Annotated in this window: 20 protein-coding genes; 16 read left to right on the top strand and 4 right to left on the bottom strand. The window is 45.4% G+C overall.

The window, feature by feature from the left end; genetic code table 11:
• Nucleotides 1–61: 61 nt before the first annotated feature.
• The 11 genes from FTU50_RS03975 (at nucleotide 62) to FTU50_RS03925 (ending at nucleotide 12,046) form a co-directional block, all read left to right on the top strand.
• Entirely contained in the window at nucleotides 62–1,786 is a 1,725-nt protein-coding gene (locus FTU50_RS03975; protein WP_180045747.1) for a SulP family inorganic anion transporter, read from the top strand.
• A 230-nt stretch (nucleotides 1,787–2,016) separates the two neighbouring features.
• Nucleotides 2,017–3,210 carry a serine/threonine transporter SstT gene (gene sstT, locus FTU50_RS03970; protein ID WP_104470169.1) on the top strand — a complete coding sequence of 398 codons (1,194 nt, stop codon included), beginning with the start codon at nucleotides 2,017–2,019 and terminating at the stop codon, nucleotides 3,208–3,210.
• 35 nt (nucleotides 3,211–3,245) lie between these two features.
• Nucleotides 3,246–3,920 (top strand): YoaK family protein, encoded by a 675-nt coding sequence (locus tag FTU50_RS03965; RefSeq protein ID WP_005178167.1) that lies wholly within the window; start codon nucleotides 3,246–3,248, stop codon nucleotides 3,918–3,920.
• A 15-nt stretch (nucleotides 3,921–3,935) separates the two neighbouring features.
• Complete coding sequence (locus FTU50_RS03960; RefSeq protein WP_016658090.1) at nucleotides 3,936–4,469, top strand: DUF2058 domain-containing protein; 534 nt, start codon at nucleotides 3,936–3,938, stop codon at nucleotides 4,467–4,469.
• A gap of 177 nt (nucleotides 4,470–4,646) precedes the next feature.
• A complete protein-coding gene (locus tag FTU50_RS03955) occupies nucleotides 4,647–5,885 on the top strand; it encodes a mechanosensitive ion channel family protein (RefSeq protein ID WP_016658089.1) in 1,239 nt (412 codons plus the stop codon).
• 204 nt (nucleotides 5,886–6,089) lie between these two features.
• Entirely contained in the window at nucleotides 6,090–6,452 is a 363-nt protein-coding gene (locus tag FTU50_RS03950; protein ID WP_180069513.1) for a NirD/YgiW/YdeI family stress tolerance protein, read from the top strand.
• A gap of 278 nt (nucleotides 6,453–6,730) precedes the next feature.
• Entirely contained in the window at nucleotides 6,731–8,584 is a 1,854-nt protein-coding gene (locus FTU50_RS03945; RefSeq protein WP_005178171.1) for an ABC transporter ATP-binding protein, read from the top strand.
• Nucleotide 8,585: 1 nt separating this feature from the next.
• Complete coding sequence (locus tag FTU50_RS03940) at nucleotides 8,586–9,035, top strand: MaoC family dehydratase (protein WP_016658087.1); 450 nt, start codon at nucleotides 8,586–8,588, stop codon at nucleotides 9,033–9,035.
• 102 nt (nucleotides 9,036–9,137) lie between these two features.
• Complete coding sequence (locus FTU50_RS03935; RefSeq protein WP_005178175.1) at nucleotides 9,138–10,166, top strand: AraC family transcriptional regulator; 1,029 nt, start codon at nucleotides 9,138–9,140, stop codon at nucleotides 10,164–10,166.
• 68 nt (nucleotides 10,167–10,234) lie between these two features.
• A complete protein-coding gene (gene gcvH, locus FTU50_RS03930) occupies nucleotides 10,235–10,609 on the top strand; it encodes a glycine cleavage system protein GcvH (protein ID WP_180069510.1) in 375 nt (124 codons plus the stop codon).
• A gap of 255 nt (nucleotides 10,610–10,864) precedes the next feature.
• Nucleotides 10,865–12,046 (top strand): MFS transporter, encoded by a 1,182-nt coding sequence (locus tag FTU50_RS03925; RefSeq protein ID WP_180045741.1) that lies wholly within the window; start codon nucleotides 10,865–10,867, stop codon nucleotides 12,044–12,046.
• A 58-nt stretch (nucleotides 12,047–12,104) separates the two neighbouring features.
• Here FTU50_RS03925 and FTU50_RS03920 read toward each other — a convergent pair whose 3' ends face one another.
• Both FTU50_RS03920 and FTU50_RS03915 read right to left on the bottom strand, forming a co-directional pair.
• The gene (locus tag FTU50_RS03920; protein ID WP_045794791.1) at nucleotides 12,105–13,298 is read right to left on the bottom strand and encodes a PilT/PilU family type 4a pilus ATPase; all 1,194 of its coding nucleotides are present in this window, start codon (nucleotides 13,296–13,298) and stop codon (nucleotides 12,105–12,107) included.
• A 253-nt stretch (nucleotides 13,299–13,551) separates the two neighbouring features.
• Nucleotides 13,552–14,607 (bottom strand): 3-deoxy-7-phosphoheptulonate synthase, encoded by a 1,056-nt coding sequence (locus FTU50_RS03915; RefSeq protein WP_168399217.1) that lies wholly within the window; start codon nucleotides 14,605–14,607, stop codon nucleotides 13,552–13,554.
• Nucleotides 14,608–15,480: 873 nt separating this feature from the next.
• Here FTU50_RS03915 and hppD point away from each other — a divergent pair.
• From hppD to FTU50_RS03900, 3 genes are all read left to right on the top strand, one after another.
• Nucleotides 15,481–16,539 carry a 4-hydroxyphenylpyruvate dioxygenase gene (gene hppD / locus FTU50_RS03910; RefSeq protein ID WP_016658083.1) on the top strand — a complete coding sequence of 353 codons (1,059 nt, stop codon included), beginning with the start codon at nucleotides 15,481–15,483 and terminating at the stop codon, nucleotides 16,537–16,539.
• Nucleotides 16,540–16,690: 151 nt separating this feature from the next.
• Nucleotides 16,691–18,073 carry an amino acid permease gene (locus tag FTU50_RS03905; RefSeq protein ID WP_005178192.1) on the top strand — a complete coding sequence of 461 codons (1,383 nt, stop codon included), beginning with the start codon at nucleotides 16,691–16,693 and terminating at the stop codon, nucleotides 18,071–18,073.
• Nucleotides 18,074–18,087: 14 nt separating this feature from the next.
• Nucleotides 18,088–19,308 carry an amino acid aminotransferase gene (locus FTU50_RS03900; RefSeq protein WP_180054417.1) on the top strand — a complete coding sequence of 407 codons (1,221 nt, stop codon included), beginning with the start codon at nucleotides 18,088–18,090 and terminating at the stop codon, nucleotides 19,306–19,308.
• A 73-nt stretch (nucleotides 19,309–19,381) separates the two neighbouring features.
• Here the strand turns inward: FTU50_RS03900 and FTU50_RS03895 are convergent, their stop codons facing one another.
• Together FTU50_RS03895 and FTU50_RS03890 are read right to left on the bottom strand one after the other, a co-directional pair.
• Nucleotides 19,382–21,490, bottom strand: coding sequence for an EAL domain-containing protein (locus FTU50_RS03895; protein ID WP_180054415.1), 2,109 nt, complete (start codon nucleotides 21,488–21,490; stop codon nucleotides 19,382–19,384).
• A gap of 315 nt (nucleotides 21,491–21,805) precedes the next feature.
• Nucleotides 21,806–22,921: an S-(hydroxymethyl)glutathione dehydrogenase/class III alcohol dehydrogenase gene (locus tag FTU50_RS03890; RefSeq protein WP_016658079.1), complete on the bottom strand. Its 1,116-nt coding sequence runs from the start codon at nucleotides 22,919–22,921 to the stop codon at nucleotides 21,806–21,808.
• Between the two features lie 123 nt (nucleotides 22,922–23,044).
• On the opposite strand from FTU50_RS03890, the gene FTU50_RS03885 reads away from it, so the two are divergent.
• A complete protein-coding gene (locus FTU50_RS03885) occupies nucleotides 23,045–24,613 on the top strand; it encodes a phospholipase D family protein (protein ID WP_180054413.1) in 1,569 nt (522 codons plus the stop codon).
• 195 nt (nucleotides 24,614–24,808) lie between these two features.
• On the top strand, nucleotides 24,809–25,246 hold the full coding sequence (locus FTU50_RS03880; RefSeq protein ID WP_180054412.1) for a hypothetical protein: 438 nt from the start codon (nucleotides 24,809–24,811) through the stop codon (nucleotides 25,244–25,246).
• Nucleotides 25,247–25,500: the final 254 nt, after the last annotated feature.

Below are 25,500 nucleotides of genomic sequence, written 5' to 3'. Positions count from 1 at the left end.
AGGCAGATTTCTTAGCATTTTTTATGCATAATATATCTAAATTTATGATTTAGATTTTTATATGTCAGATTTTAAGTCACGCCTGCTCGATCGTTTACCCGCCTGGCAATGGTTAAAACATTATAATACCGTGACCCTGAAATCTGACCTGCTGGCCTCGCTAATTGTCATTGCGATGCTGGTGCCGCAAGGTATGGCTTATGCCATGCTGGCTGGTCTTCCACCGGTGATGGGACTGTATGCCAGTGTACTGCCGATGATCATCTATGCCTTTTTCGGCAGCAGTCCTACGCTTTCGATTGGCCCGGTGGCCATCATCTCCATGATGACCTTTGCCACTTTAAATCCCTTATTTGAAGTCGGCTCTCCGGTGTATATTCAAGCCGCCTGTCTGCTGGCGCTGATGGTTGGGGTCATTTCCCTATTGCTCGGTATGCTGCGCTTTGGCTTCCTGATCCAGCTGATCAGCCATCCGGTTATTAAAAGCTTTATTATTGCTTCGGCACTGCTGATTGCACTGGGCCAGTTAAAGTTTCTGTTTAATGTGCCGTTACAAGCCAACAATATTCCAGAATTTGTGCTGAGTGTCTTTGAATATATCGGCCTGATGCATTGGGAAAGCCTGATCTTTGGTATCGCATCCATTCTGTTTTTGGTCTTCATGCCGAAGTTTTTTAATCTGGAAGCAGTCAAACAGCGCCTCGGGGCCAACGGATTTATCATTAAATCTTTACCGCTGGTACTGGTGGTGGTCTCCATTGCCCTGGTCTATTTTTTCAATCTGCAACAGGTGGGCATTAAAACCGTCGGTGAAATTCCATCTGGGTTCCCGGCGCTGTCGATGCCATTCTGGAATCTGGAGCTGGTACTGCAACTGTTACCCGGCGCCGCGATGATTGCCATGATCAGCTTTGTGGAGTCATTATCCATTGCCCAAGCCACCGCCTTGCAGCAGCGTAGCCAGCTGAATAGCAATCAGGAACTCATTGCCCTGGGTGCAGCCAATATTGGGGCCGGCCTCAGTTCAGCCTTTCCGGTGACCGGCAGCCTATCACGTACCGTGGTCAATGCTGATGCCGGTGCCAAAACCTCCATGGCTGGCGTGCTGTCATCTTTATTTATTGTGCTGGTCAGCCTGTATTTCACCGGCTTTTTCCGTGATCTGCCACTGACTGTACTGGCGGCAACCATTATTGTGTCAATCTGGAAACTGGTCGAGCTAAAACCGTTTATCGACACTTGGCGTTATTCCAAGGCTGATGGTCTGGCGATGTGGATTACCTTCTTCGGCGTGTTATTTATTGATATTTCTACCGGGCTGATTATCGGGATTGTTTCAACCTTTATTCTGCTGCTGTGGCGTATTAGCCGGCCGCATATTGCCGAAATTGGACTGGTCGAAGGCACCCAGCATTTCCGTAATATCCAGCGTCATCAGGTCATCACCTCGGCCAAAGTGCTGTCGATCCGGATTGATGAAGACCTGACCTTTTTAAACTCCAATACCTTAAAAGGTTTCCTGATTAATGCAGTCAGCCAGAAACCGGAACTGGAGCATGTGGTAATTAACGGTTCCAGTATTAGTGCCATTGATTTAAGTGCGCTGGAAATGCTGGAAGATCTGGACAATGAACTGAGAAAACTGAATATCCAGCTGCATTTTTCCGAAGTTAAAGGCCCCGTCATGGACAAACTGCAACGCTCTAAATTACTGAATCATTTAAGCGGTAAAATTTTCCTGACCCATTATCAGGCCATTCGCGAGCTGAGTCCGGACATCACCTAAGATGCCGATCCTGTCTGCTTTTCAGGCAATTATTCGCCCTAAAAAGCAGGCATAAGCATAAAAACATGAAAAAATCATGACTTTTGCATAGCTTAATTTTTCGAATATTCTATTTAAAAACAGCCATTTGATTTTTATATGAATTTTTTTTGTAAGCTATTTAAATTTTCGGTATAAAATACATCGCTAATTTTCCCCTATATTGTCCGTAATTCAGACAAGGCCTTCCTATGTTCTCAGCATTTCTGCGCTTGAGCTTAGTCACTCGAATTCTGATCGCTATCATTTTAGGTGTGATAGTTGCGGTGGCTTTTCCACAATTTGCGCCCTACTTAAGCCTGCTCGGCGATTTATTCATTAAAGCGCTTAAATCCGTGGCACCGATTCTGGTGTTTGTTCTGGTGTTATCCTCTATTGCCAATTTCAAGGTTGGCCATAGTGCGCATATCCGCCCGATTATGCTGATGTATGCCGCAGGTATGTTCCTGGCTGCGCTGGCTGCAGTAATTGCCAGCAGCCTGTTCCCAAGCACGCTGTTCCTGGATATTCCGGCCAATACCGACATGCAACCACCGGGCAGTCTGGCTGAGATTTTAAAGAATCTGCTATTAAGTTTTGTGGCTAACCCGGTAACAGCAATTAGTGAAGCCAACTTTATTGGTATTCTGGCCTGGGCCGTGGCTCTAGGTGTGGCCTTCCGTCATGCAACTGACAATACCAAAGCCTTCCTGACCGATGCTGCAGATGCTGTGAATAAAGTGATCCGTCTGGTGATTAACTTTGCGCCGTTTGGTATTTTCGGTCTGGTGGCGGTGACTTTTGCCGAATCGGGTATGAGTACACTGGTTAGCTATGCGCAATTATTAACTGTGCTGATTGGCACCATGATTTTCGTGGCGCTGGTGATTAACCCGATGATGGTGGGCTTTGTCACCCGTTCAAATCCATATCCACTGGTATTCAAATGTTTACGTGAAAGTGGCATTACCGCCTTCTTTACCCGTAGCTCTGCCGCTAACATTCCGGTGAATCTAGATTTGGCCAAGCGTTTAGGGGTACAGGAATCGACTGCCAGTGTTGCCATTCCATTGGGTGCTGCGATTAACATGGCTGGTGCTTCTGTAACCATTACTGTGCTGTCACTGGCGGCGGTGAATACTTTAGGCATTCAGGTTGACTTTAGCACCATGCTGATTTTATCCGTGGTCGCAACAGTTTCGGCTTGTGGTTCATCAGGTGTGGCCGGCGGTTCATTGCTGCTGATTCCGGTAGCATGTGGCCTGTTCGGAATTTCATCGGACATCGCTATGCAGGTGGTGGCCATTGGTATGGTGATTAGCGTGTTGCAGGATTCGACGGAAACTGCACTGAACTCATCTACCGATGTATTATTTACTGCCGCAGTTGATCGTAGTTTGCGTTAATATATGCACGACGTCTGTTGATTAATCAATGAATTATGCCATTTCAAAAATTACCGCTCTGGGTTCAGCTGGGTGCATTTTTTCTTTCTGTGAATGCAGGAATCATTAATGTTCTAGGACTGGTGACTGTGTTGCACCAGTCTGTTTCCCACATGACCGGTAATGTCAGCATGCTGGCAATGGCACTTTTAGACTGGCAATGGTCACAGGTAATTTATCTGTTTCTGGTCGTTGTCTGTTATGTGATTGGTTCATTTTATAGTGGACTTATCTTGGGAAATAGCCACTTTCTCCTCGGACGCCGTTATGGGCTGCCGCTGAGTTTAGTGGCTATTTTTATTCTGCTGTGCTGGATTTTACTGCCGTACTTCCCGCGTTATGCATTGCTCTGGGCCTGTGTCGCGATGGGCGTTCAAAATGCCATGATCAGCTATTACAAAGGCACCATCATCCGGACCACGCATTTATCCGGGGTATTGACCGATTTGGGTCTGGCTTTGGGCTATCGCGTGCGTGGCCTGCATGTTGGCAAACGCCGGGTGATTCTGCACCTGCTGATTTTAATTGGCTTCTTTATTGGCGGTCTGGTTGCGACAGCGGTTTATCCTTTATTACAATTAAACTCTTTCCTGGTGCCGGTGGCTTTAAGCTTTAGCTTAAGTCTGGTGTACTGGGTGATTTATTTTCGTTATCGACATTTTCAGAAATAGTTCGGACATTTTCTCATGGTCAAAAATGCATTACAGGCACAGTTACTCAAAGCAGGGTTAGTCGATAATAAAAAGGCTAAAAAACTGTCTAAACAGGCGGTACATGAGCAGCGCACAGGTGTGAGTAAAGATGCTGAAGTAAAAGCCAAAATCGAGCAGGACAAACAGCAGAAAATGGCCCGTGATCAGGCGCTGGAACAAGAGAAAAAAGCCGCCTTGCAGGAAAAAGAGCTGAAAGCTGCCATCATGCAAATGATCAACCAGCATAAAATCCGCGACACCGATGGCGACAGCGTGTATCAGTTTATTGATGGCACCATTAAAAAAGTCTACATCAACCAGCAGATTTATAATGCACTGGTGGCCGGAAGTCTGGTGATTGCCAAGGAAAATGAAGCTTATGCCTTCTTGCCAAAAGCGTTGGCGGAGCGTATTAACCAGAAAATGGAAGGCTTTATTCTGGTGAATAATTCACAAAGCAACGCGGATACCACCGATGAAGAAGATCCGTATGCGGCTTATGTGATTCCTGATGACCTGATGTGGTAAGCATTTCCAAGAAAACCGGCTTAGGCCGGTTTTTTATGGGCCGTTTCATGTGATTCAGACACGATTGAACGTAAGCAGATGCACAGGATATGTATAAAAATTTTATTAGAGGTTATAAATTTAAATATAAACCTTTAAACTCTATCACATTTTTAAAATGAATTAAGCGAGGATCACTTGGAACAGTTTGACGTCATCCAGAATCTGCAAGACTGGATAGATCAATACCCATGGCTAGAAATGCTGTCATCTCTCAGTATTGTGATTTTATTGGCGATTATTGCCAATTTTATTGCCAAGCAAGTGGTGGTACGCGGCATTCGCAAGCTTATTTCCAAACTTCCTTTTGCCCACAACGAAATTATTGCCGAACACAGCGTTATCCGCCGTATTGCCAATATTGTGCCGGCGATTGTAATCATGAACGGGATTACCACCGTTCCGCATTTGTCCGATAAAGCCATCACCTTTGTGCAGATGGGCGCGCAGGCCTTTATCTTCCTGACCATTGCCCTGGCCATTGGCGAATTGCTGAATATCTTTAATCTGATTTACCAGCGTAATCCTAAGTCACGCAATAAACCGATTAAGGGCTATTTGCAGCTGGTCAAGCTGATTATCTTTATTGTCTGTGGTCTGATGATTCTGGGCACTTTCCTGAAAAAAGATGTATTCACCTTGCTGGCCGGTTTTGGTGCCATGGCTGCGGTGCTGATGCTGGTGTTCCAGAATACGATTTTATCGCTGGTGGCTTCGGTACAGATTGCCTCTTATGACATGGTGCGTTTAGGGGACTGGATTGAAATGCCATCTTTAAATGCCGATGGTGATGTCATTGATATGTCATTACATACCGTCACAGTACAGAACTTTGACAAGACCATTACCACCATTCCGACCAATAAATTAATTACCGACACCTTTAAAAACTGGCGCGGTATGCAGGAAGCCGGTGCACGCCGAATTAAACGCTCGATTCATATTGATCAGAGCAGCGTGCATTTCATGAGCGCTGAAGAACAGGCCAAGCTGAAAGAGTTTATTTTGCTGGATCAGTATTTAAATACCAAAGCGGAAGAACTGGAGAAATTTAACCAACAACTGAACAACCATGCCCAGTACAACCATCGTCGTCTGACCAATCTGGGAACGTTCCGTGCTTATGTCGAGTTTTATCTTCAGCAGCATCCGGGCATTAGCAAAAACCAGTCCCTGATGGTGCGTCAGCTACAACCGACCAGCGAAGGCTTACCACTGGAGATTTATGCCTTTACCAATACCACAGTGTGGAAAGAGTATGAAAATATCCAGTCAGATATTATGGATCATTTACTGGCAATTATTCCGGAGTTTGGTTTACAAGTGTATCAGGCGCCATCTGGAACCGATTTTAAAGAGTCGTTTAAAGCATCTTAAGTTTTTAGACTGAAACTAAACACATGAGAACCCACCGCTTGGTGGGTTTTCTTTTTCATCTTCCCTTTCGAATGTATCAGACTCATTTCCCTGTTCTTTCTTACCTAAACACTGCCCGCTGATGTTTACAATGACACAGCATTACAGCACGCTGTTTTTACGTATACTGAAATTAAGCTTATAAAAGAAAGAGGTACATCCTGCATGAAAATTAAAATGCCGTTAATCTTCGCCAGTGTTCTGCTTGCACTTTCAGCTCCTGCCTTTGCGGATGATGACCAGAAAATTATTGCGCAAGCAGCAAAAAATATTATGACCACTGCGCAGGCACTGAAAGCCGCAGATGAAACACCAGTTACGGTGTATGGCACTATTCATAAACATATTAAAGATGAAATGTACCAGCTTCAGGATGAGACCGGCATCATCCATGTCGAAATTGATCATGATCTGGCGACACCGGCGCAATTGCTGAATCCGGGTAAAAAAGTCCGGGTGGTCGGTGAAGTGGATACACACCGTTATAAACCAACCGATATTGATGTAGTCGAGATTGAAATTCTGTAAGTTTCAGGCAGATATTTTCTGATCGAAGCTCGCAAAAAATATGAGGTTTCTTTCAACTGCAAAGCCTTATTTATCTGCCTGATTTTAAAGCAGCACCGCCCTGAAAAGTTTTACTTTTCTTTTAAACTGGGTATTCTTGGCAATAAATCTGTTGTTTATCTCGCAAGCGGTAATCGTGATCAGTAGCGCATTGAATAGAACATGCTCTTCGTCTGTACAAGCCGCATGGCCGATACCAATGATGATCATCAATCTGCTTGCTCAAAAGGACATTGTGTATGTTTAAGTGGTTCGAGAGCCTGGTTAATCCATACCCCACCAAAGGTTTAAATAAACCACTACCTACCCGTTTTTTTCCTTTTGTCTGGCAGGCCGCGCGCGGTGTTCGTCCGTACTTATTGCTATTGGTGCTGTGTACCGCAGGTGCGGCAAGTTTTGAAGCCCTGCTCTATGCCAAAATTGGCGAGCTGGTGAACTGGCTCAGTCAAAGTCAGCCAGATACCTTTCTGGCCGAACATCAAACCAATCTGACTATTCTGACTTTTATCCTGCTGGCCAATATTTTCTTTGCTAGTTTGCAATCCATTATCAAACATCAGATTTTATATAGTAATTTCCCGATGCGCCTGCGCTGGCGTTTTCACAACTTACTGCTGCGTCAAAGTCTGGATTTTTTCCATAATGATTTTGCCGGGCGGCTATCGGCCAAAGTCATGCAAACAGCGCTGGCGGTACGAGAATTCTGGATTATTCTGGGCGATATGCTGGCCTATGTGGTGATTTACTTTATTACCATCAGCGTGGTGTTAGGCGCCATTTCACCTATGCTGATTATCCCGTTGCTGGTATGGCTGGGCCTGTTTATTGCCGCAGCCAGTTATTTTATTCCACGTTTAAGCAGAATCTCCAATAGCCAGGCTGATGCCCGCGCCGTCATGACCGGCCGCGTGACCGATGCCTATACCAACATCCAGACCGTGAAACTGTTTGCCCATGCCGGCCGCGAAAGCCAGTATGCCAAAGAATCCATGCAGGAATTTATGGTCACGGTCTATAAGCAGATGCGTTTGGGAGCACAGTATGAAATCAGCATTAACCTGCTGACGGTTGTGCTGTATGTCGGTGTGCTGGGTACGGCGCTGTGGTTATGGATGAATGGCCAGGCAGAACTCGGCATTATTGCCGCCACCACCGCCATGATTCTCAAGCTGAACAGCATTGCTGAATTTATGATGTGGCAAACCTCGGCGCTGTTTGAAAATGTCGGTACTATTCAAGACGGGATGAAAACCCTCGGCCGCCCGATCACAATTGAAGATAAACCGGATGCCAAAACCTTGAATGTCGCACAGGGCGAAATCAAATTTGAAAATGTCAGCTTTGCCTATAACGACAAAAACGTAATTGAGCAGTTTAACCTGACCATCCGCCCGGGTGAAAAAATCGGGATTGTCGGACGTTCCGGTGCCGGGAAATCGACCCTCATCCAGCTGTTACTGCATTTTTATCAGATTAATCAGGGCCGGATTCTGATTGATGGTCAGGATATTGTCGATGTCACCCAAGACAGCCTGCGTAAAAATATCGCGCTGGTAACACAGGATACTTCACTGCTGCATCGTACCGTGGCTGAAAATATTAAATATGGCCGCCCTGATGCCAGCGATGAAGAGATGTATGCTGCAGTGGCCAAAGCCAAGGCTGAAGAATTTATTCCGCAGCTGACCGATTTACGTGGCAAACGCGGTTATGAAGCCTATGTGGGTGAACGCGGCGTGAAACTGTCGGGCGGACAACGTCAGCGGATTGCGATTGCCCGGGTATTCTTAAAAGATGCGCCCATTTTAATTCTGGATGAAGCCACCAGTGCGCTGGATTCTGAAGTTGAAGCCGCAATTCAGTCCAGTCTGGATGAACTGATGCAAGGTAAAACCGTTATTGCGATTGCTCACCGTTTATCGACCATTGCGCAGATGGATCGCCTGATTGTGCTGGATCAGGGTCAGATTGCCGAACAAGGCACGCATGATGAACTGGTGGCACTGAACGGAATTTACGCTCAGCTGTGGCAACGCCAAACTGGTGGCTTTCTGATTGAGCAACAACAATTAAAGCAAAAACAAGGAACCTGATATGTTGTATCTGGAAGATTTGAAGGTGGGTGATCACTTTGTCAGTCGTGACTACGAAATGACTTTAGAAGAAATTCAGCAGTTTGCCCACCTGTATGACCCACAAATTTTCCATACCGATGTGCAGCAAGCCGCGCAGCATCCGGTATTTCAAGGTATTGCCGCAAGTGGCTGGCATACTGCCGCGGTAACCATGCGTTTATGGACCGAATGTTTTCCGGTGGCACATGGCCTGATTGGTTCAGAATCCAGTCTGCGCTGGCCGCGTCCGACCCGTCCGGGTGACCTGATTCATGTTGATGTTGAAATTACCGCCATCAGTCCATCAAAAACCAAGCTGGACCGTGGTCTGGTCAGTTATGTGACACAGGCCTTAAACCAGCATGGTGAAGTTTTACTGATTTCGACCACCAAAATTGTGGTGTTCCGGCGGGATGCACAGGTGGCCTAAGCAGTCATTTTGTCAAACAATTTTTCTAGTTTTCCGGTTTTTTCATGCCAATATAGGCAAGCAAATTTAAAAAATAATACTCATTAGTGCAATGGACCGTGCATGAAAACACTTTTACCGCGTCAGGATCAGGGTGTTCCTGGTGTTTATGGCTTACTTATTCTGGATGTTGTTTCCCGTTGGGGATATAACGCTGAAACCTTTTTTGCTCCCTTCCATCTGACCACTGAACAACTGGCCGATCCTGACTTTCGGATTCCGACCAGCATGGCCAATGACATGGTCAAACATGCACTGTATCTCACCGGTGAATCGACGCTGGGCTATCATTTAGGCACGCAAATGCGCATCTCGATTCATGGCTTTATCGGCTATGCGATTATGACTGCCAATGATATTAGTGATGCTTTAATGCTGGCCAACCGCTTTATTCAGCTGCGGATGCCCTTTTTACAGCTGTTTTTCTCTACCTTTGGTGAAAAAGCCACCCTGCAGCTGCAAGGTGAAATTGATCTGGAACCGCTCAGAACCGAAATTGCGATTGCACTGATTATTGGCATGATCACCATGGCCAAAGCCATTACCGGCATGGAGCATCTTTCTGGTGAAGTCGATTTTGATTTCCCGGAACCGCTGGGCTTTGAAAAATATGCAGCCAAATTCCCGAATCACAGTTTCCGTTTTGACCAGCCCTATCTGATCTTGAGTTTTGACAAGCAGTATTTGGGGCTGAAAATGATTCATGCCGATCCTATTGCCAGCCAGATTGCCATTAACCAGTGCGAAGCCGAACTTTCTGCCTTGGGTGAACGGCGCCGCCTGTCGATGCGCGTGCGCGATATTCTGACCAATTCCGAACAGCATTATTTAAGTATCGAGCATGTCGCCGACCAGCTGCATATGTCAGATCGCACCCTGAAACGCCAGCTGGCAGCCGAAGGCACCTCTTTTTCTACCCTGGTTGATGAAGTCCGTTACCGGCATGCCACCTCACTGCTGTCACGTACCGATTACACCCTGGAACAGATTGCCGATGAACTGGGTTATAGCGATGTCGCCAATTTTAGCCGCGCCTTTAAGCGCTGGAGTGGCCGCAGTCCAAGCAACTGGCGTAAAGATCCGTATTTATAAAACTTTTGTTTTTCTGCAAAAGCATGTATAAACATGCCAAAAATGATTTAAATAGTTAAGGAGTCATCATGAATCACCCTTCAGAACTGAAATATGCACCTACACACGAATGGGTACGCATTGAAGGTGATCTTGTTGTTACAGGTATTTCTGATCATGCTCAAGATGCACTGGGCGATCTGGTCTATGTCGAAGCACCTGAAGTGGGCCAGCAAGTAACCGCGGGGGAACAGGCCGGCGTGGTGGAATCTGTGAAAACTGCATCTGACATTCATGCACCAGTATCCGGCACAGTGGTTGAAATTAACCCTGCGCTGGAAGATGACCCGGATTTTGTGAATGATGAGCCGTATGGCAAAGGCTGGATTTATAAAATCAAGCCAGACAACCTGGCCGATGTCGAAAAACTGCTTTCAAGCAGCGAATATGAAGCCGGCTTATAAAAAATAATCTTACAAGAAGATCAGCCTACGGGCTGATTTTTTTAGCTCAAAACCCTATTAAATAAATATAATTATCACAATAAGATAATTTTATTAATTAAATTTATTAAATAAAATTAAAATTTACATTAATTATAGCAATACTATATTTTTACCATAAAATAATTTAAGATAGGCCTTGTCTCTCCCATATATCAATAGCGGCAGATCAGCACAACAACAAACGCCCTATTGATCCCAGCACAAAGGTTTAATATGTCAAACACCGCGTCACAGCCTTTATGGAACAAACCTTTTCTTCTGTGTTTTTCCAATAACCTGTTTCTGTTTATTTTCTATTTTGCCCAGACCACCATTTTGCCAATTTATATCCTGAATGAGCTGAACGGTTCACTGGCACAGGCCGGTCTGGCCATGACCCTGTTTATGGTATCTTCTATTCTGGTTCGGCCATTTAGCGGGTTGATTATTGAAAAGCTGGGCCGTAAAAAGACCTTGTTCCTGTCCGAAAGCATGTTCTGCCTGCTGTCTTTTGCCTATATTTTTGCTGACAACCTGACCCTGCTGCTGATCATCCGTTTTATTCATGGTATCTGGTTCAGTATTTTAACCACCGTTACTGTGCCAATTGCCAATGACTTTATTCCGGAGCAACGTAAAGGCGAAGGCATGGGCTATTTTGTCATGTCGGTGAATTTAGGGATTGTCCTCGGACCTTTGCTGGGTATTTCCTTAATCCAGACCTGGTCCTATAGCATTATCGCGACTGTATTGGCGGTGATTATCAGCCTGGGCTTTGCCTTCTGTTTTATGATTCCGCTACGTGAGCCAGAAAAAAATGCGACTGCTGAAACTGTTCGCCGTAAGCTGTCGCTGCATGACTTTATGGAAAAAAAAGCCTTAACGGTTTCAGTGATGGCGATGCTGGTGGCCTTTTCCTATGCCAGTATCATGTCTTTTATTTCTACCTATGCCGAAGAAAAAGACCTGCTCAGTTATGCCAGTATGTTCTTTATTGTGTTCGCCATTTCCATGATGAGCCTGCGCCCAATTACCGGGAAAATTTATGACCGTTATGGTCCGCGCTATGTGATTTATTCTTCAATCTTAATGTTTGCCGCAGGTCTGGCATTGCTCAGCCAGATGCAGGGTGTGGTCAGTTTTATGGTCTCTGCGATCTTTATTGGGATGGGATTCGGCACCTTGCAACCATGTTTACAAACCTTGGCGATTCAGCGTGCGCCTAAATCGCGGATTGGCCATGCCACCTCAACTTTCTTCACCTGCTACGATATTGGGATTGCCCTCGGTTCGCTGCTGGTCGGCTTACTGATTAGCTGGCAAGGCTATAGCATCACCTATCTGGTCTGTGCTGGAGTGGTGTTGTCGAGTCTGGTCTTTTATAAGTTTGTGGTTAATCACCCAGCCACGGCCTAAATAAAAAACGCCCAAATTGGGCGTTTTATTTTTTAAGTGATGCTAGATAAATTGCAGCTTAAGCACTCTGTTGAGGAGCAGATTCCGTATCTTCATCTTCCGGTTTTGGCTCTTCCAGCATGCTAAAGCTCATAGCTGCCGAAGCTTCGCTTGGCCGGTTACTTTTCAATTTAATCTGTAAGCGCAATTCATTCATCGAATCGGCATTACGAATTGCTTCTTCATAGGAAATCGCGCCTTCGTTATACAAATCAAATAGAGCCTGATCAAACGTCTGCATGCCCAGTTCACGCGATTTGCCCATAATCGACTTTAACTCATGGAACTGGCCTTTTAAAATCAGTTCAGAAATCAGCGGCGTATTCAGCATAATCTCGACTGCCGCACGGCGCCCTTTGCCATCTTCGGTACGCACCAGACGCTGGGAAATAATGGCCTTCATATTGGACGACAGATCCATCAGCAGCTGGTTACGGCGTTCTTCCGGGAAAAAGTTGATAATCCGGTCCAGCGTCTGGTTGGCGTTATTGGCATGTAAAGTGCCCAAACATAAATGCCCGGTTTCGGCAAAGGCAATTGCGTGTTCCATGGTTTCGGTGTCGCGGATCTCGCCAATTAAAATTACATCCGGTGCCTGACGTAAGGTATTTTTCAGCGCATTGTGCCAGGAATGGCTGTCGACCCCGACTTCGCGATGGGTAATCATCGACTTTTTATGCTTGTGCACATATTCCACCGGGTCTTCCACGGTAATAATATGCCCGGCTGAATTTTCATTACGATGATCAATCATCGCCGCCAAAGAGGTCGATTTACCTGAACCGGTTCCCCCCACCACCAGCACCAGACCACGCTTTTCCATAATAATATGCTTCAGTGATTCCGGCAGTTTCAGCTGACTAAAGTTTGGAATTTCCGCGCTAATGGTTCGAATTACCATCCCGACATGCAGCTGCTGTTGAAACACATTGACCCGAAAACGCGATACCTCCGGCACACTAATGGCAAAGTTGCATTCCAGATCAGTTTCAAACTCGCTACGCTGTTTTTCATTCATGAGGCTGTAGGCAAACAGCTTGGTTTTTTCTGCAGTCAACGCCTGTTGTCCCAGCGCTTTCATCATGCCCTGATGTTTAATGCTCGGTGGAAAATCCGCGGTAATAAATAAATCTGATCCCCCAAACTCAACCACTTTGCTGAGCATATGAAACATAAACTTACGCGCATCTTCGAGTAATTCTGCACTGTACATCATCAATTATTCACTATCTGTTCTGTCATCATTTTTGGCCCCAACGCGCCGGTATTCAACCGATTGGCAGCGCTGAGCATGTTGTCGATATTGCATCAATCATCCTGATTTCACAATCAATAAAAATTTCAACTTATTCAAAAAATTCAAGATAATCTGCCAATTTCATCAAACTTTTCTATTTTAATTTTAAGGTGCTGATAAAAAATAAGCCCCTGAGGTTCAGGGGCTATTCATTCAATACAATTGCAGTTTAAGCACTACGTTTTAACGGTCGTAAGACCAGTTCTTGTGCGACCTGAAACAATAACTGTTCAGTCTTGTTCCAGCCTAAACAGCCATCGGTCACGGACTGGCCATAGGTCATCTGATCCGAGATTTTCTGTTGTCCATCGACCAGATGACTTTCCAGCATGACACCGCGAACCTGAGTCTGTGCACGCTCTGCCACAATGGTTTTTAACACCTCTGGTTGTAATAACGGATTTTTACTGCTGTTGCCATGACTGCAATCAATCACCAGCGCTGGCATCTCGCCTTTGACTTTGGCTTTGATTTTTTCAATTTCAGCCAGCTGGTAGTTCGGGCCAGCATTGGCGCCACGTAAAATCAGATGTGCTTTCGGGTTGCCCTGTGATTCTAAAATACACGGTAAACCTTGCTGGCTCATGCCTAAGAACTGATGCGGATGTGAAGCCGATTGAATTGCGTCTAAAGCAATTTGTACCGAACCATCGGTACCATTTTTGAAGCCAATGCTGTACGGCATGTGGCTAGAAATTTCACGGTGAATCTGAGATTCACTGGTACGCGCGCCAATCGCACCCCAGGCCAGTAAATCGTCAAAGTAGGCCGTTGCCATCGGGCTTAGAATTTCCGAGGCAATAGGCAGCCCCATTTCAATAATTTGTAAGTACAGTTCACGTGACTTTTCCAGTCCCAATTGCATATTGGATGAACCGTTTAATTCTGGATCGTATAAGAAGCCTTTCCAGCCAACCGTGGTGCGCGGTTTTTCGATATAGGCGCGCATTACCAGGAAAATCTGGTCTGCCACCTGGCTTTGCAGTTGTTGTAATTTTTTTGCGTATTCCAGTGCTGCCGCAGGATCATGGATGGAGCATGGGCCGGTAATCACCAGCAAACGTGAATCGGTACCGTTAAGAATATTCTGAATGGTTTGACGCTGCTCGGCAATTTGCTGTGCCAACGCGCCAGAAAGCGGCAATTGCGCCTTGAGCTGATAAGGTAAGCTTAAAATTGTTTCTTTGGCTGAGGATTGTTGTAATGCAGTATTTAAAGCGTTCATTGATTCTTCCTTTGGACTGTGGTTTGACAGTCCGAACTTTTATTTGAGCGATATGGGTCTAATACAGGTCAGGTTGGTCATAGCTTGACTAAAGTAAAACCAATAAAAGTTGCTAAAGTATGAATAGTTAAATGTACGCATGAGAATCTCCAAAAGATTGATTAAATTCAAGATATAAAAAACCTGATCAGGGTTGCCGATCAGGTATCAACTGGTGGGCAACCTTATTTTGCCCGAACGCGTTCAGGCAATTATCTAAACTGCCAGAAGTAATAGTATGCGTTTGAGATTACAGGTTGCTTTAACATCTTTATTTCTTCAAAAAAGTATGTGTCTGAAAAATAAAATACGCGCTATTTCCAGCTTTGACAATAGTTTTCTGGATGTTTTTTAGCATTCTTCCGGATTTCCTTTCACAATTAGCAAAACACAGCTTTCCTCCAATTGATCTCCTATCTTCCGGGTTAAATCACGTCGAAAGACTCAAATTACTTTTGGATAAAAAATTATCCGCATTAAAATTACCTTCTATTGGATATTTACAGTCAAAACACCACCATTAAAAACCTTTTAAAATCATTAACTAATTCATTAAAAATCATAGCCCACCCACCATTTTTTACAAAAAGTTACAATTATATTTCTTCCTATTCACCAATAAAACACAAAACAATATTTTATAAATATCATTACTTTAATTTATCATTAAGCCTGATTTGAGTTATAAGTTACGAAATGCGTAATCATATTACGTATTGAACAAAGATTAACTCTTGCTAAGATATTTTCATCTGGAACTCCCTGATTTCAGGAAATTCCTGCAAAAACAACAAGTGAAGCAATTGGATTGCTCACCATACATGAGGATGGAACATGCACAACTTAGCTAACCCTTTAGAGCTATGCGGATTTGAATTTATTGAATTTGTCTCTGAAAATGGCGCTCTGGATTCAGTTTTTCAAACGCTCGGTTTTACCCAAGTGGCTAAGCACAAATCCAAAAATGTCTACTTATGGCGTCAGGGCGACATCAATATCATTCTGAACTATCAGCCAGAATCCTATGCATCGTATTTCTTTAATGAACATGGTCCATCGGCCTGTGCCATGGGCTTTAAGACCAAAAATGCAACCCGTGCCTATCAGAAAGCGCTCGAACTCGGTGCCGAACCAATCAAAAACGTGATTGGTCCTATGGAACTGAATATTCCGGCGATTAAAGGCATTGGTGGCTCACCGATCTTTCTGGTCGACTGCGATATCTATCAGCAGGATTTCGAGTTCTTTGAAGGCGTTGATCCGCGCCCGGTGGGTACCGGTTTAAAAGAAATTGACCATTTAACCCATAATGTCTACAAAGGCCGGATGCAGTACTGGGCCAATTTCTATGAAAAAATCTTTAATTTTCAGGAAATCCGCTACTTTGATATTAAAGGTGAATACACCGGCCTGACCTCAAAAGCGCTGACTGCACCAGATGGCAAAATCCGTATTCCACTGAATGAAGACTCGGACAAAGGTAACGGACAAATTGCCGAGTTCCTGTCGGAATTTAACGGCGAAGGCATTCAGCATATTGCCTTCTCAACCGATGACCTGCTAGCGACCTGGGACAAGCTCAAGGCCTTAGGCGCCAAGTTTATGACTCCACCGCCGGCAACCTATTATGAAATGCTGGCAGAACGTTTACCGGAACATGGCGAACCGACTGCAGAGCTGCAACAGCGTGGCATTTTGCTGGATGGCAATACCAAAGATGGTGAAAAACGCCTGCTGCTACAGATTTTCTCGGAAAATATGATTGGCCCGGTGTTCTTCGAATTTATTCAACGTAAAGCAGATGATGGCTTTGGCGAAGGAAACTTCAAAGCCCTGTTCGAATCGATTGAGCGTGACCAGATTAAACGTGGCGTGCTTGACGTCTCTGCCTGATTTTCAGGTGTTCTAAATCCCGACAACGCCGCTCTTGCACATGCGATTTGGTATGTGTCAGGGGCGACGCATGTTTAAATTTCAGCAATCACATCACCTGCGCCAAAACAATAACAACACAGTGATGTCGATTTTACATGGATGATAAAAGATGCAACAACATGATGGCAAACTACATAAGGGTTTGAGCAACCGGCATATTCAGCTCATTGCCCTCGGTGGCTCAATTGGCACCGGATTATTCCTCGGCATCTCCCAGACCATTAAACTGGCTGGCCCGTCGGTCATTCTGGGTTATGCCATTGCCGGCCTGATTGCATTTTTAATGATGCGTCAACTGGGTGAAATGATTGTCGAAGAACCGGTCAGCGGTTCTTTTAGTCATTTTGCCTATAAATACTGGGGCAAGTTTGCCGGCTTTATGTCGGGCTGGAATTACTGGGTACTTAATGTGCTGGTGTGTATGGCCGAACTGAGTGCCATTGGCCTGTATATCCATTACTGGTGGCCGGAGATTCCGACCTGGGTCTCAGCACTGGGCTTCTTTATTTTTATTAATGTGATTAACCTGCTGCATGTCAAACTGTTTGGCGAAATGGAATTCTGGCTGGCGATTATTAAAGTGCTGGCGATTGTGGCCATGATTGCGTTTGGTAGCTATCTGCTGGCGTCCGGTAACGGCGGTCCGCAGGCGCATTTAAGCAATTTATGGGAACTTGGCGGCTTTTTCCCCAATGGTGTGATGGGCCTGGTGATGGCAATGGCCATGATCATGTTTGCCTTTGGCGGTATTGAGCTGGTCGGTATTGCCGCAGCAGAAACTGACAACCCGAAAAAGACCTTACCGAAAGCGGTCAATCAGATCGTATACCGGGTTTTATTATTCTACATTTTAACCCTGCTGATTATTCTGGCCTTATATCCATGGAACCAGATGGCACAAGGCGGCAGCCCGTTTGTGATGATGTTTGATTCTTTAGGCAGTCAAGGCGTTGCTACCGTGCTGAATTTCGTGATCTTGACTGCGGCGGTGTCGGTCTATAACAGCACCAACTACTGTACCAGCCGTATGCTTTTAGGCCTGGCGGAACAAGGCAATGCGCCGAAGTTTTTAAGCAAAATCAATTCACGCGGCATTCCTGTGAATGCGGTGATGGTTTCGGCCTTTTTCACCCTGCTCTGTGTGCTGCTGAATTACCTGTTCCCCGAAACGGCATTCAGCCTGTTGATGATGCTGGTGGTGGCAGCCATTGTGATTAACTGGGTGGTGATTTCCTATACCCATCTGAAATTTAAACGTCAGATGCTGGCGCAGCAACAGCAAACCCTGTTCCCAAGTATTGCCTATCCGTTTACCAATTACCTGTGTATTGCCTTTATGCTCGGTATCTTGGTGATTATGAGCCAGACCCCATCGATGCGTATTGCAGTCGGTCTGCTGCCGGTATGGATTGGCCTGTTATCACTGGCCTATTACCTTAAACAGAAAAAACTGGCGCGCGATCCTGCGCTCATCAAAGCCAAAAGCTATTAATTCAGGAAGATTGTATGTTTCAACATGTCGATACCTATGCCGGCGATCCGATTCTGTCCCTGATGGAAGAATTCCAGCATGATCCGCGTCCGCATAAAGTTAATCTCAGTATCGGGCTGTATTATAACGAGGCCCAGCAGGTTCCGCAGTTGCGTGCCATCCAGCAGGCTTATCAGGACCTAAATGCCGAGCAGCAGAAGGTCAAACTGTACCTGCCAATGCAAGGTATGCCGGCTTATAACAGCGCCGTCCAAGCACTAATTTTTGGCGAAGATAGTCCGGTTTGTCAGGCCGGTCGTGTAGTGACCTTACAAACGCTGGGTGGTTCGGGCGCGCTAAAAGTGGCGGCAGATTTCTTAAAACGCTATTTCCCGGCCTCTGAATTATGGGTCAGCCGCCCGACTTGGGATAACCATATTGCGATTTTCCAGGGCGCCGGCATTCGCTGTCATGAATATCCGTATTTTGATCCGCATAGCGGTCAGGTGAACTTTGCTGCCATGCTGGATTGCCTGCAACAGCTGCCGGCGCAAAGTATTGTTCTGCTACATCCCTGCTGTCATAACCCGACCGGTGCCGACTTATTGCCAGCGCAGTGGGATCAGCTGATTGAGCTACTGGCGCAGAAGCAGCTAATTCCGCTCTTGGATATGGCCTATCAGGGCTTCGCCGAAGATTTTCACGCAGATGCTTATGCTATCCGGGCGATGGACAGGGCCGGCCTGAATTTTCTGGTCAGCCATTCATTTTCCAAAATTTTCTCTTTATATGGCGAACGGGTTGGCAGCTTAAGTGCGGTCTGTAATGATGCCACCACCGCCCAAAGTGTGTTAGGCCAGCTGAAAGCCACTGTACGCCGGATTTATTCCAGCCCGCCGACTACCGGCGCGATGCTGATTCAGCATGTGTTGCACACGCCGGCGCTGTACCAAAGCTGGCAGGACGAACTGACCGAAATGCGTGAGCGCATTCAACAGATGCGTGAGCGTTTAAAACAGCAGCTCGAACTTGCCTTACCGGGGCAATCTTTTGACTATCTGACCCGGCAGCGCGGCATGTTCAGCTATACTGGCTTGAGTGCAGCCCAAGTCGATCAGCTCAAGCAGGAGTTTGGTATCTATCTGGTGCGTAGTGGCCGGATGTGTGTGGCAGGACTCAACCAGAACAATGTTGATGCAGTGGCACATGCCATGGCACAGGTATTACAACATAGCGATACTGCACTCACTGCTTAAACCTCTGTTCCCTCGCAAATAAAAACGGGCCATGTGCCCGTTTTTATATTTTTATATCGTAGAAATTTGAAGATTATGAAGCGGCTTTTAACATCTGCTTGGCTTCAAGCTGATTGACAGCATTGCTAAATAAATAGCCCTGACCAAAATGGCAGCCAAACTGTTTCAGGGTTTCAAACTGCTCCTTGGTTTCAATGCCTTCGGCAATAATATCCAAGGACAAAACCGGCCCTAACTTGATAATCGCTTCGACAATGGCCTGAATTGATTTATCACTATTGATGCGGTTGACGAAATCACAGTCAATTTTCAGGCTATCTACCGGATAATCACGTAAATGGGTTAAGGAGGAATGTCCGGTGCCAAAATCATCCAGCGAAATGCGAATACCGGCCTGTTTCAGTTTATGGATGGTACGAATCACACATTCAGAGCCACGCTCGGCCAGCGATTGCTCAGTAATTTCAATTTCAATTAATTGCGCCGGAATCTGATAATGCTGCATCCGTTTTAACAGCACTTCTGCGTAGTTATCGCGCGTCAATTCCACCGGCGAAGCATTAATTGACACCGGCACCGTCTGTAGACCCTGTTTGATCCAGCTTTGTAAATCACTAAAAATCGCCTGCTGCATCAATTCACTGATTTTTGTAGTCAGCTCATAATCGCTAAAGGCTTCTAGCAGCTCTTTCGGATAACGGTAACGCTGCTGTGCATCCTGCCAGCGTAATAAAGCCTCAAAGCCAATCAGCTCACCGGTTTCAATACACACTTTCGGCTGATAAAACGGTACAATCCGCTGTTCACGAATAATCATGCGTGCAGTCTGCAACTGCTCTGCCTTGCTCTGGACCGCCGCCAGCATAGAATGATCAAACATGCGGATGCCACCTCGGCCACCGGCTTTCAGGTCATTCAGCGCGGTATCGGCACATTTCATTAGTTCGGGAATTTCTCTGGCATCTTTGGGATACATCGAACAGCCAATGCTCATGCCGCAGTTAATGACCCGGCCGCTATAGGTAATGGGTGCATCCAGCAGTTTGGCAAACTTCTTGGCCAGTTCAATCAGCTGCTGTTCATTTTCAACCGAATGCACCACCACGGCAAACTCATCACCACCCAGGCGCGCAATACTGACCTGTTCTGAAATATATTTTTGAAAGCGTTTGGACAATACTTTTAATAAATGATCGCCGGCCTGATGGCCCAGGGTATCGTTAATATTTTTAAAATGATCCAGGTCAATCAGCATGACCCCGACCAATGTGCGGGTTTCTTTGGCGACCTGAATTGCCTGTTTGGTTTTTTTCCGGAAAGTTCGGCGGTTAATCAGCTTGGTCAGATCATCGACTTCACTGCTGAGTCTTAATTTATCTTCGGCAATTTTTTGCAAGGTCACATCACGCGATACACATAAAATACTGGTGGTTTCGCCGTGTTCGTTTAGCACTGGGGTCAGCATATTGTCCCAGTATTTCACTTCATCTTGGTTAATACTCATACCCGGGAAACGGGAATTTTTGCCTTTAATGGCCTCACGAATGGCTTGCTGACCTTTTTCACGAGCTTCGGGTGGTAATAGATCAAGCCATTTCATGCCAAAATTCTTTTCCCGCTCTTTGCCTAGCAAGGCCTGGCAACCTGAACGGTTCATATGCGATAGCGAGCCATCCGGTTTGACAATCTTGATACAGTCAACACTGACATCCAGCATATGGGTGTGGGCACGTAAGGTATCTTTGGTTTCCCGGTATTTCACCGCACTGTCATGAATATTGGTACAACTGATCATCCACTGGTCACAGCCCTCGAGCTGCTGCGAATTCCGGGCAATTAACAAAAACCAGTGATAGCGCTGCTGGCGATCCCGAATCCGGCATTCTTTTTCAAAACTCTGACCACTTTTTTGCGCACTTTCCCATAAAAAACGCAGATGCTCGGCATCTTCCGGATGAATGGCATTCAGCCAGCTTTGAGCAGTCAGGCTTTGCTCATCTGAAGCAAGATACTGTTTAAAATTAGAATTATATAGATGATGTCCGGCTGAACTAACCCAAATCAGTTGTGGCATCATTTCAATGGCGCGAATAAAGTCTTTCTGAAAAGGAGATTTCTCAAGTTTAGGCGTGACCTGTTTGGACTTGTCTTTTAATACCTCAAGCAGATTAATATGACTCATATCGCATTTTCCGAGTTATAGTGCCAATAAGATCACACTTCTATACAAATATGTATTATAAGAGCTATAAAAATTATTTTTAACCCACGGTAAATAAAAATACCCAGTTTTTGTATATTCTTTTTGTAATTAAAATGGCTTAAAAATATACAATTTTCTGTGCATATTCCTGACTTTAAGCATGCAGCCTAGTTCTACTTTGTAGCGAGACTGGGCAGTTTTGATAGAAAAAAGATATCAGTTGTGATGGTTTCTGTGAGTGCAGATACAAAAAAAAACACCGGGTCTAAGCCCGGTGTTTTTTAGATAAGGTCATTACGACTCGAAATGAATTACACTACGAATTGATTTACCTTCATGCATTAAGTCAAATGCTTCATTAATCTGTTCTAACGGCATGGTATGGGTAACAAAAGGCTCCAGCTGAATATCACCTTTCATGGCCTGCTCGACCATGCCTGGTAATTGTGAACGGCCTTTAACGCCACCAAATGCAGTGCCCATCCATTTACGGCCCGTCACCAATTGGAATGGGCGGGTCGAGATTTCTTTACCGGCACCAGCCACACCAATAATCACCGATTGGCCCCAGCCACGATGGGCACATTCTAGCGCGGAACGCATGACGTTGACATTGCCGATACATTCAAAGGAATGATCAACACCCCAACCGGTCATTTCAACAATCACTTCCTGAATTGGGCGCTCATAATCATTCGGGTTAATGCAGTCAGTCGCACCAAACTGTTTGGCCAGTTCAAATTTTTCCGGGTTGGTATCAATTGCGATAATACGGCCGGCTTTGGCCTGACGCGCACCTTGCACCACGGCCAGACCAATCCCGCCTAAACCAAACACGGCTACACTGTCACCTTCCTGTACTTTGGCAGTATTATGCACCGCACCAATACCGGTGGTTACGCCACAGCCCAACAAGCACACCTGTTCATGGTTGGCTTCGGGGTTAATTTTGGCCAGTGACACTTCGGCCACCACAGTATATTCACTGAAAGTTGAGCAGCCCATGTAATGATAAATGGGCTGACCATTATATGAAAAACGGGTGGTGCCATCTGGCATCAAACCTTTACCCTGGGTAGCACGCACCGCCACGCACAGGTTGGTTTTACCCGATTGACAGAACAGACATTCACCACATTCCGCGGTATACAGTGGAATCACATGATCACCCGGTTTAAGGCTGGTCACACCTTCACCGACTTCCACCACCACACCCGCGCCTTCATGACCCAACACGGCTGGAAACACCCCTTCAGGATCATCACCTGACAAGGTAAAGGCATCCGTATGACATACACCGGTATGACTAATTTTAACCAAGACTTCTCCAGCTTTTGGCGGAGCCACGTCTATTTCTACAATTTCAAGGGGTTGACCCGGACCAAATGCGACCGCAGCTCTTGATTTCATGAAATTGATCATCCTTTTGATACGTCTTTAACAGATGTCTTACAGTAACCGCTTTTTATCAACAGATTCAACCTATAACATCATGATAATCTATATGAATCAGTAAAAATCTACTTCATAAAAATGATGCCATTAAAATATTACAACATGATCTGGTTGTGCTGTCTGATTCTGGCATGTACCGGTTGTAATTCGCTTGAACAGAACTATGCTGCGCAGGATGCGCCAATTGAACCAGATTTTGAACACTGGATGCCGCGACCAGAGGCACAGGCACAACTACAACGCGGACAAACCGCCTATTTACCGCTGTATGACGGATTTATCAGTATTGCTTCACGTTTACATTTAATTCATAACGCCAAACATCATTTAGACCTGCAATATTACATCTGGACCGATGACGAAATTGGTCATTTAGTGCTGGCCGAATTACTCAAAGCCGCCGACCGCGGGGTACAGGTCCGGTTACTGATTGATGACCAGAATGGCCCCCAACTGGACGATACCTTGCTGGCACTCAGCCATCATCCGAACTTTAAAATTCGCCTGTTTAATCCTTATAAATTCCGTCATTTTCGGGCACTGGATTATGCCTTCCGGATGCAGGCAGTGAATCACCGCATGCACAACAAACTGATTATTGCCGATGGCGCGATTGCCGTGACCGGTGGCCGCAATATCAGCCGGGAATATTTTGATGCCAGTGATGACTTTCAGTTTACCGATGTAGATATTCTCTTTGCCGGTAATGCGGTCAAAAAAGCCAACGATAATTTCCGTACTTTCTGGAACCATGAACTGAGTTTTAATCTGGTCCAGCTGATGGACCAGAACAGCAATAAATACCATCGTAATAGCTTGACCTTGCTGCGGGAAAAATATGCCAGCCAGCAGCTGGATGAACAGGAGGTGCAACGCCGGATCAGTTTTGCCGAGCAACAGGTGGCGCAGTATTTAAAACAGCGTTCCTATCATTGGGCCAAAGCGCATTTTGTGGCCGACCCGCCAGAAAAAATCCAGGGCAAAGCCAAAGATGAAGAGATGATTTACCATCAGATGATCCAGATTATGGGCACACCCAATCAGCATCTGGAACTGGTGTCTGCCTATTTTATTCCAACCCAACGTGGTACGGATTATATGAGCCGTCTGGCAGAAAACGGCATTGATATCCGGGTTTTGACCAACTCGTATATGGCCAATGATGTACCGATTGTGCATGCCTTCTATCAGCAATACCGGCCGCAGCTGTTGGCCAGTGGTATTCGACTGTATGAATTCAAGCGTTATATTCAGCGCGAAGAACGCACCTGGTATGAAATTATTACCGGTAACGTGATTCCGGCCAAAGGCCGCAGTGCTTCCAGCCTGCATGCCAAATTCTTTGATATTGATGGCAAGGTGTTTATTGGCTCTTTTAATTTTGATCCGCGCTCGGCCTTTTTAAATACTGAAGTTGGGCTGGTCTTGGAATCTGATGAGCTTCAAGATGAAATTTCAGATTCATTGAATCAGTACCTGCCGCAAATTGCCTATGAACTAAGGTTGGATGAGAAAGGACATATTATCTGGCTGGATTATCAAAAAGATGGTTCAGTGATTCAGCACAAGGTTGATCCGGAAACCACCAGTTTCCAGCGTTTTGTGATGAATTTAATGACCCATGTCCCAATCGAGTGGATGATGTAATGACATCCACATTACAGTAAATATACATTGACCAAGATAATTGAATACGAGTTGCTCTATGGGTTTGCAGCAAACCCGATACCCAGAGAGATTGTGTGATCTCTCACTTCGTATTTATCGCCAGAAGGTTTTACTCTTCTGCTACATTACTTTAAAATTCACGCTTTATTTTTCTTCTTTTTTAGATCTCTCCTCATGCAATTTTTTGATTTAAGCCGTCAATTTAAATTAAGTGATATTCTCAGCCCGACTAAAACCCTGAATGAATTGTGCCAGCAAGAGTGGTTTCTGGCCAAAGTGCGGGTCGAACATGATTGCCTGTCCGACTCGGAGCAGCTTGAAGGTCAGGTAGTGTTGCAATCGAATGAGAATATTCAGCTGGAACTGGAATGGCTGATTCAGGACACCGGTTTTGAATTGCAGGTGTTGTTTAAGGGTGTAGAAACTGCGGCTGAACAGGAAACCTTGGTGATGGTCAAAGGTGCACAACTGGTGGATGATGCACAGCAACCGCTCTCAGCCCAAGCCCTCAGCTTATGGATTGATGGCACTTTATTACCGATGTTGCCGCAAATCCGCAAGGAAATTAAAGCCCGCCTGAATTTATGGGATTATGTGGAATACGGAGCTTAAGTCCTTTTATTCTGCTTTTACTACTGAAACATGAAAAAAGAGCGAAGTTTTTCGCTCTTTTCTGAGCTGTGCTCGTCAGATTTCCTCTCGTTCTATTTTTAAATCCAATTTATGATGAATATGCAGTTCATTGCTGTCCCACAATTTTTCACAAGAGGAAGCTCATTTGAGCTTCCTCTTGTTTTATGGGTATTTTATCGGGTGAAAATAAAGCTTTTAAAGTTCTTCTTTCAAACAAATTCACTTGAATTATT

The organism is Acinetobacter sp. YH12112 (assembly GCF_013418945.1).
Lineage (GTDB): Bacteria > Pseudomonadota > Gammaproteobacteria > Pseudomonadales > Moraxellaceae > Acinetobacter > Acinetobacter indicus.
This window is presented reverse-complemented; position numbering and strand designations above follow the sequence as displayed.

Excerpts from the sequence above, each read along its gene's own strand:
- FTU50_RS03925 (WP_180045741.1), top strand. The coding sequence starts at position 10,865 with ATGTCAAACACCGCGTCACAGCCTTTATGGAACAAACCTTTTCTTCTG.
- FTU50_RS03900 (WP_180054417.1), top strand. The coding sequence starts at position 18,088 with ATGTTTCAACATGTCGATACCTATGCCGGCGATCCGATTCTGTCCCTG.
- FTU50_RS03895 (WP_180054415.1), bottom strand. The coding sequence starts at position 21,490 with ATGAGTCATATTAATCTGCTTGAGGTATTAAAAGACAAGTCCAAACAG.
- FTU50_RS03950 (WP_180069513.1), top strand. The coding sequence starts at position 6,090 with ATGAAAATTAAAATGCCGTTAATCTTCGCCAGTGTTCTGCTTGCACTT.
- FTU50_RS03880 (WP_180054412.1), top strand. The coding sequence starts at position 24,809 with ATGCAATTTTTTGATTTAAGCCGTCAATTTAAATTAAGTGATATTCTC.
- FTU50_RS03885 (WP_180054413.1), top strand. The coding sequence starts at position 23,045 with ATGATGCCATTAAAATATTACAACATGATCTGGTTGTGCTGTCTGATT.
- FTU50_RS03960 (WP_016658090.1), top strand. The coding sequence starts at position 3,936 with ATGGTCAAAAATGCATTACAGGCACAGTTACTCAAAGCAGGGTTAGTC.
- FTU50_RS03915 (WP_168399217.1), bottom strand. The coding sequence starts at position 14,607 with ATGAACGCTTTAAATACTGCATTACAACAATCCTCAGCCAAAGAAACA.
- FTU50_RS03975 (WP_180045747.1), top strand. The coding sequence starts at position 62 with ATGTCAGATTTTAAGTCACGCCTGCTCGATCGTTTACCCGCCTGGCAA.
- sstT (WP_104470169.1), top strand. The coding sequence starts at position 2,017 with ATGTTCTCAGCATTTCTGCGCTTGAGCTTAGTCACTCGAATTCTGATC.
- FTU50_RS03905 (WP_005178192.1), top strand. The coding sequence starts at position 16,691 with ATGCAACAACATGATGGCAAACTACATAAGGGTTTGAGCAACCGGCAT.
- FTU50_RS03890 (WP_016658079.1), bottom strand. The coding sequence starts at position 22,921 with ATGAAATCAAGAGCTGCGGTCGCATTTGGTCCGGGTCAACCCCTTGAA.
- gcvH (WP_180069510.1), top strand. The coding sequence starts at position 10,235 with ATGAATCACCCTTCAGAACTGAAATATGCACCTACACACGAATGGGTA.
- FTU50_RS03935 (WP_005178175.1), top strand. The coding sequence starts at position 9,138 with ATGAAAACACTTTTACCGCGTCAGGATCAGGGTGTTCCTGGTGTTTAT.
- FTU50_RS03920 (WP_045794791.1), bottom strand. The coding sequence starts at position 13,298 with ATGTACAGTGCAGAATTACTCGAAGATGCGCGTAAGTTTATGTTTCAT.
- FTU50_RS03965 (WP_005178167.1), top strand. The coding sequence starts at position 3,246 with ATGCCATTTCAAAAATTACCGCTCTGGGTTCAGCTGGGTGCATTTTTT.
- hppD (WP_016658083.1), top strand. The coding sequence starts at position 15,481 with ATGCACAACTTAGCTAACCCTTTAGAGCTATGCGGATTTGAATTTATT.
- FTU50_RS03945 (WP_005178171.1), top strand. The coding sequence starts at position 6,731 with ATGTTTAAGTGGTTCGAGAGCCTGGTTAATCCATACCCCACCAAAGGT.
- FTU50_RS03940 (WP_016658087.1), top strand. The coding sequence starts at position 8,586 with ATGTTGTATCTGGAAGATTTGAAGGTGGGTGATCACTTTGTCAGTCGT.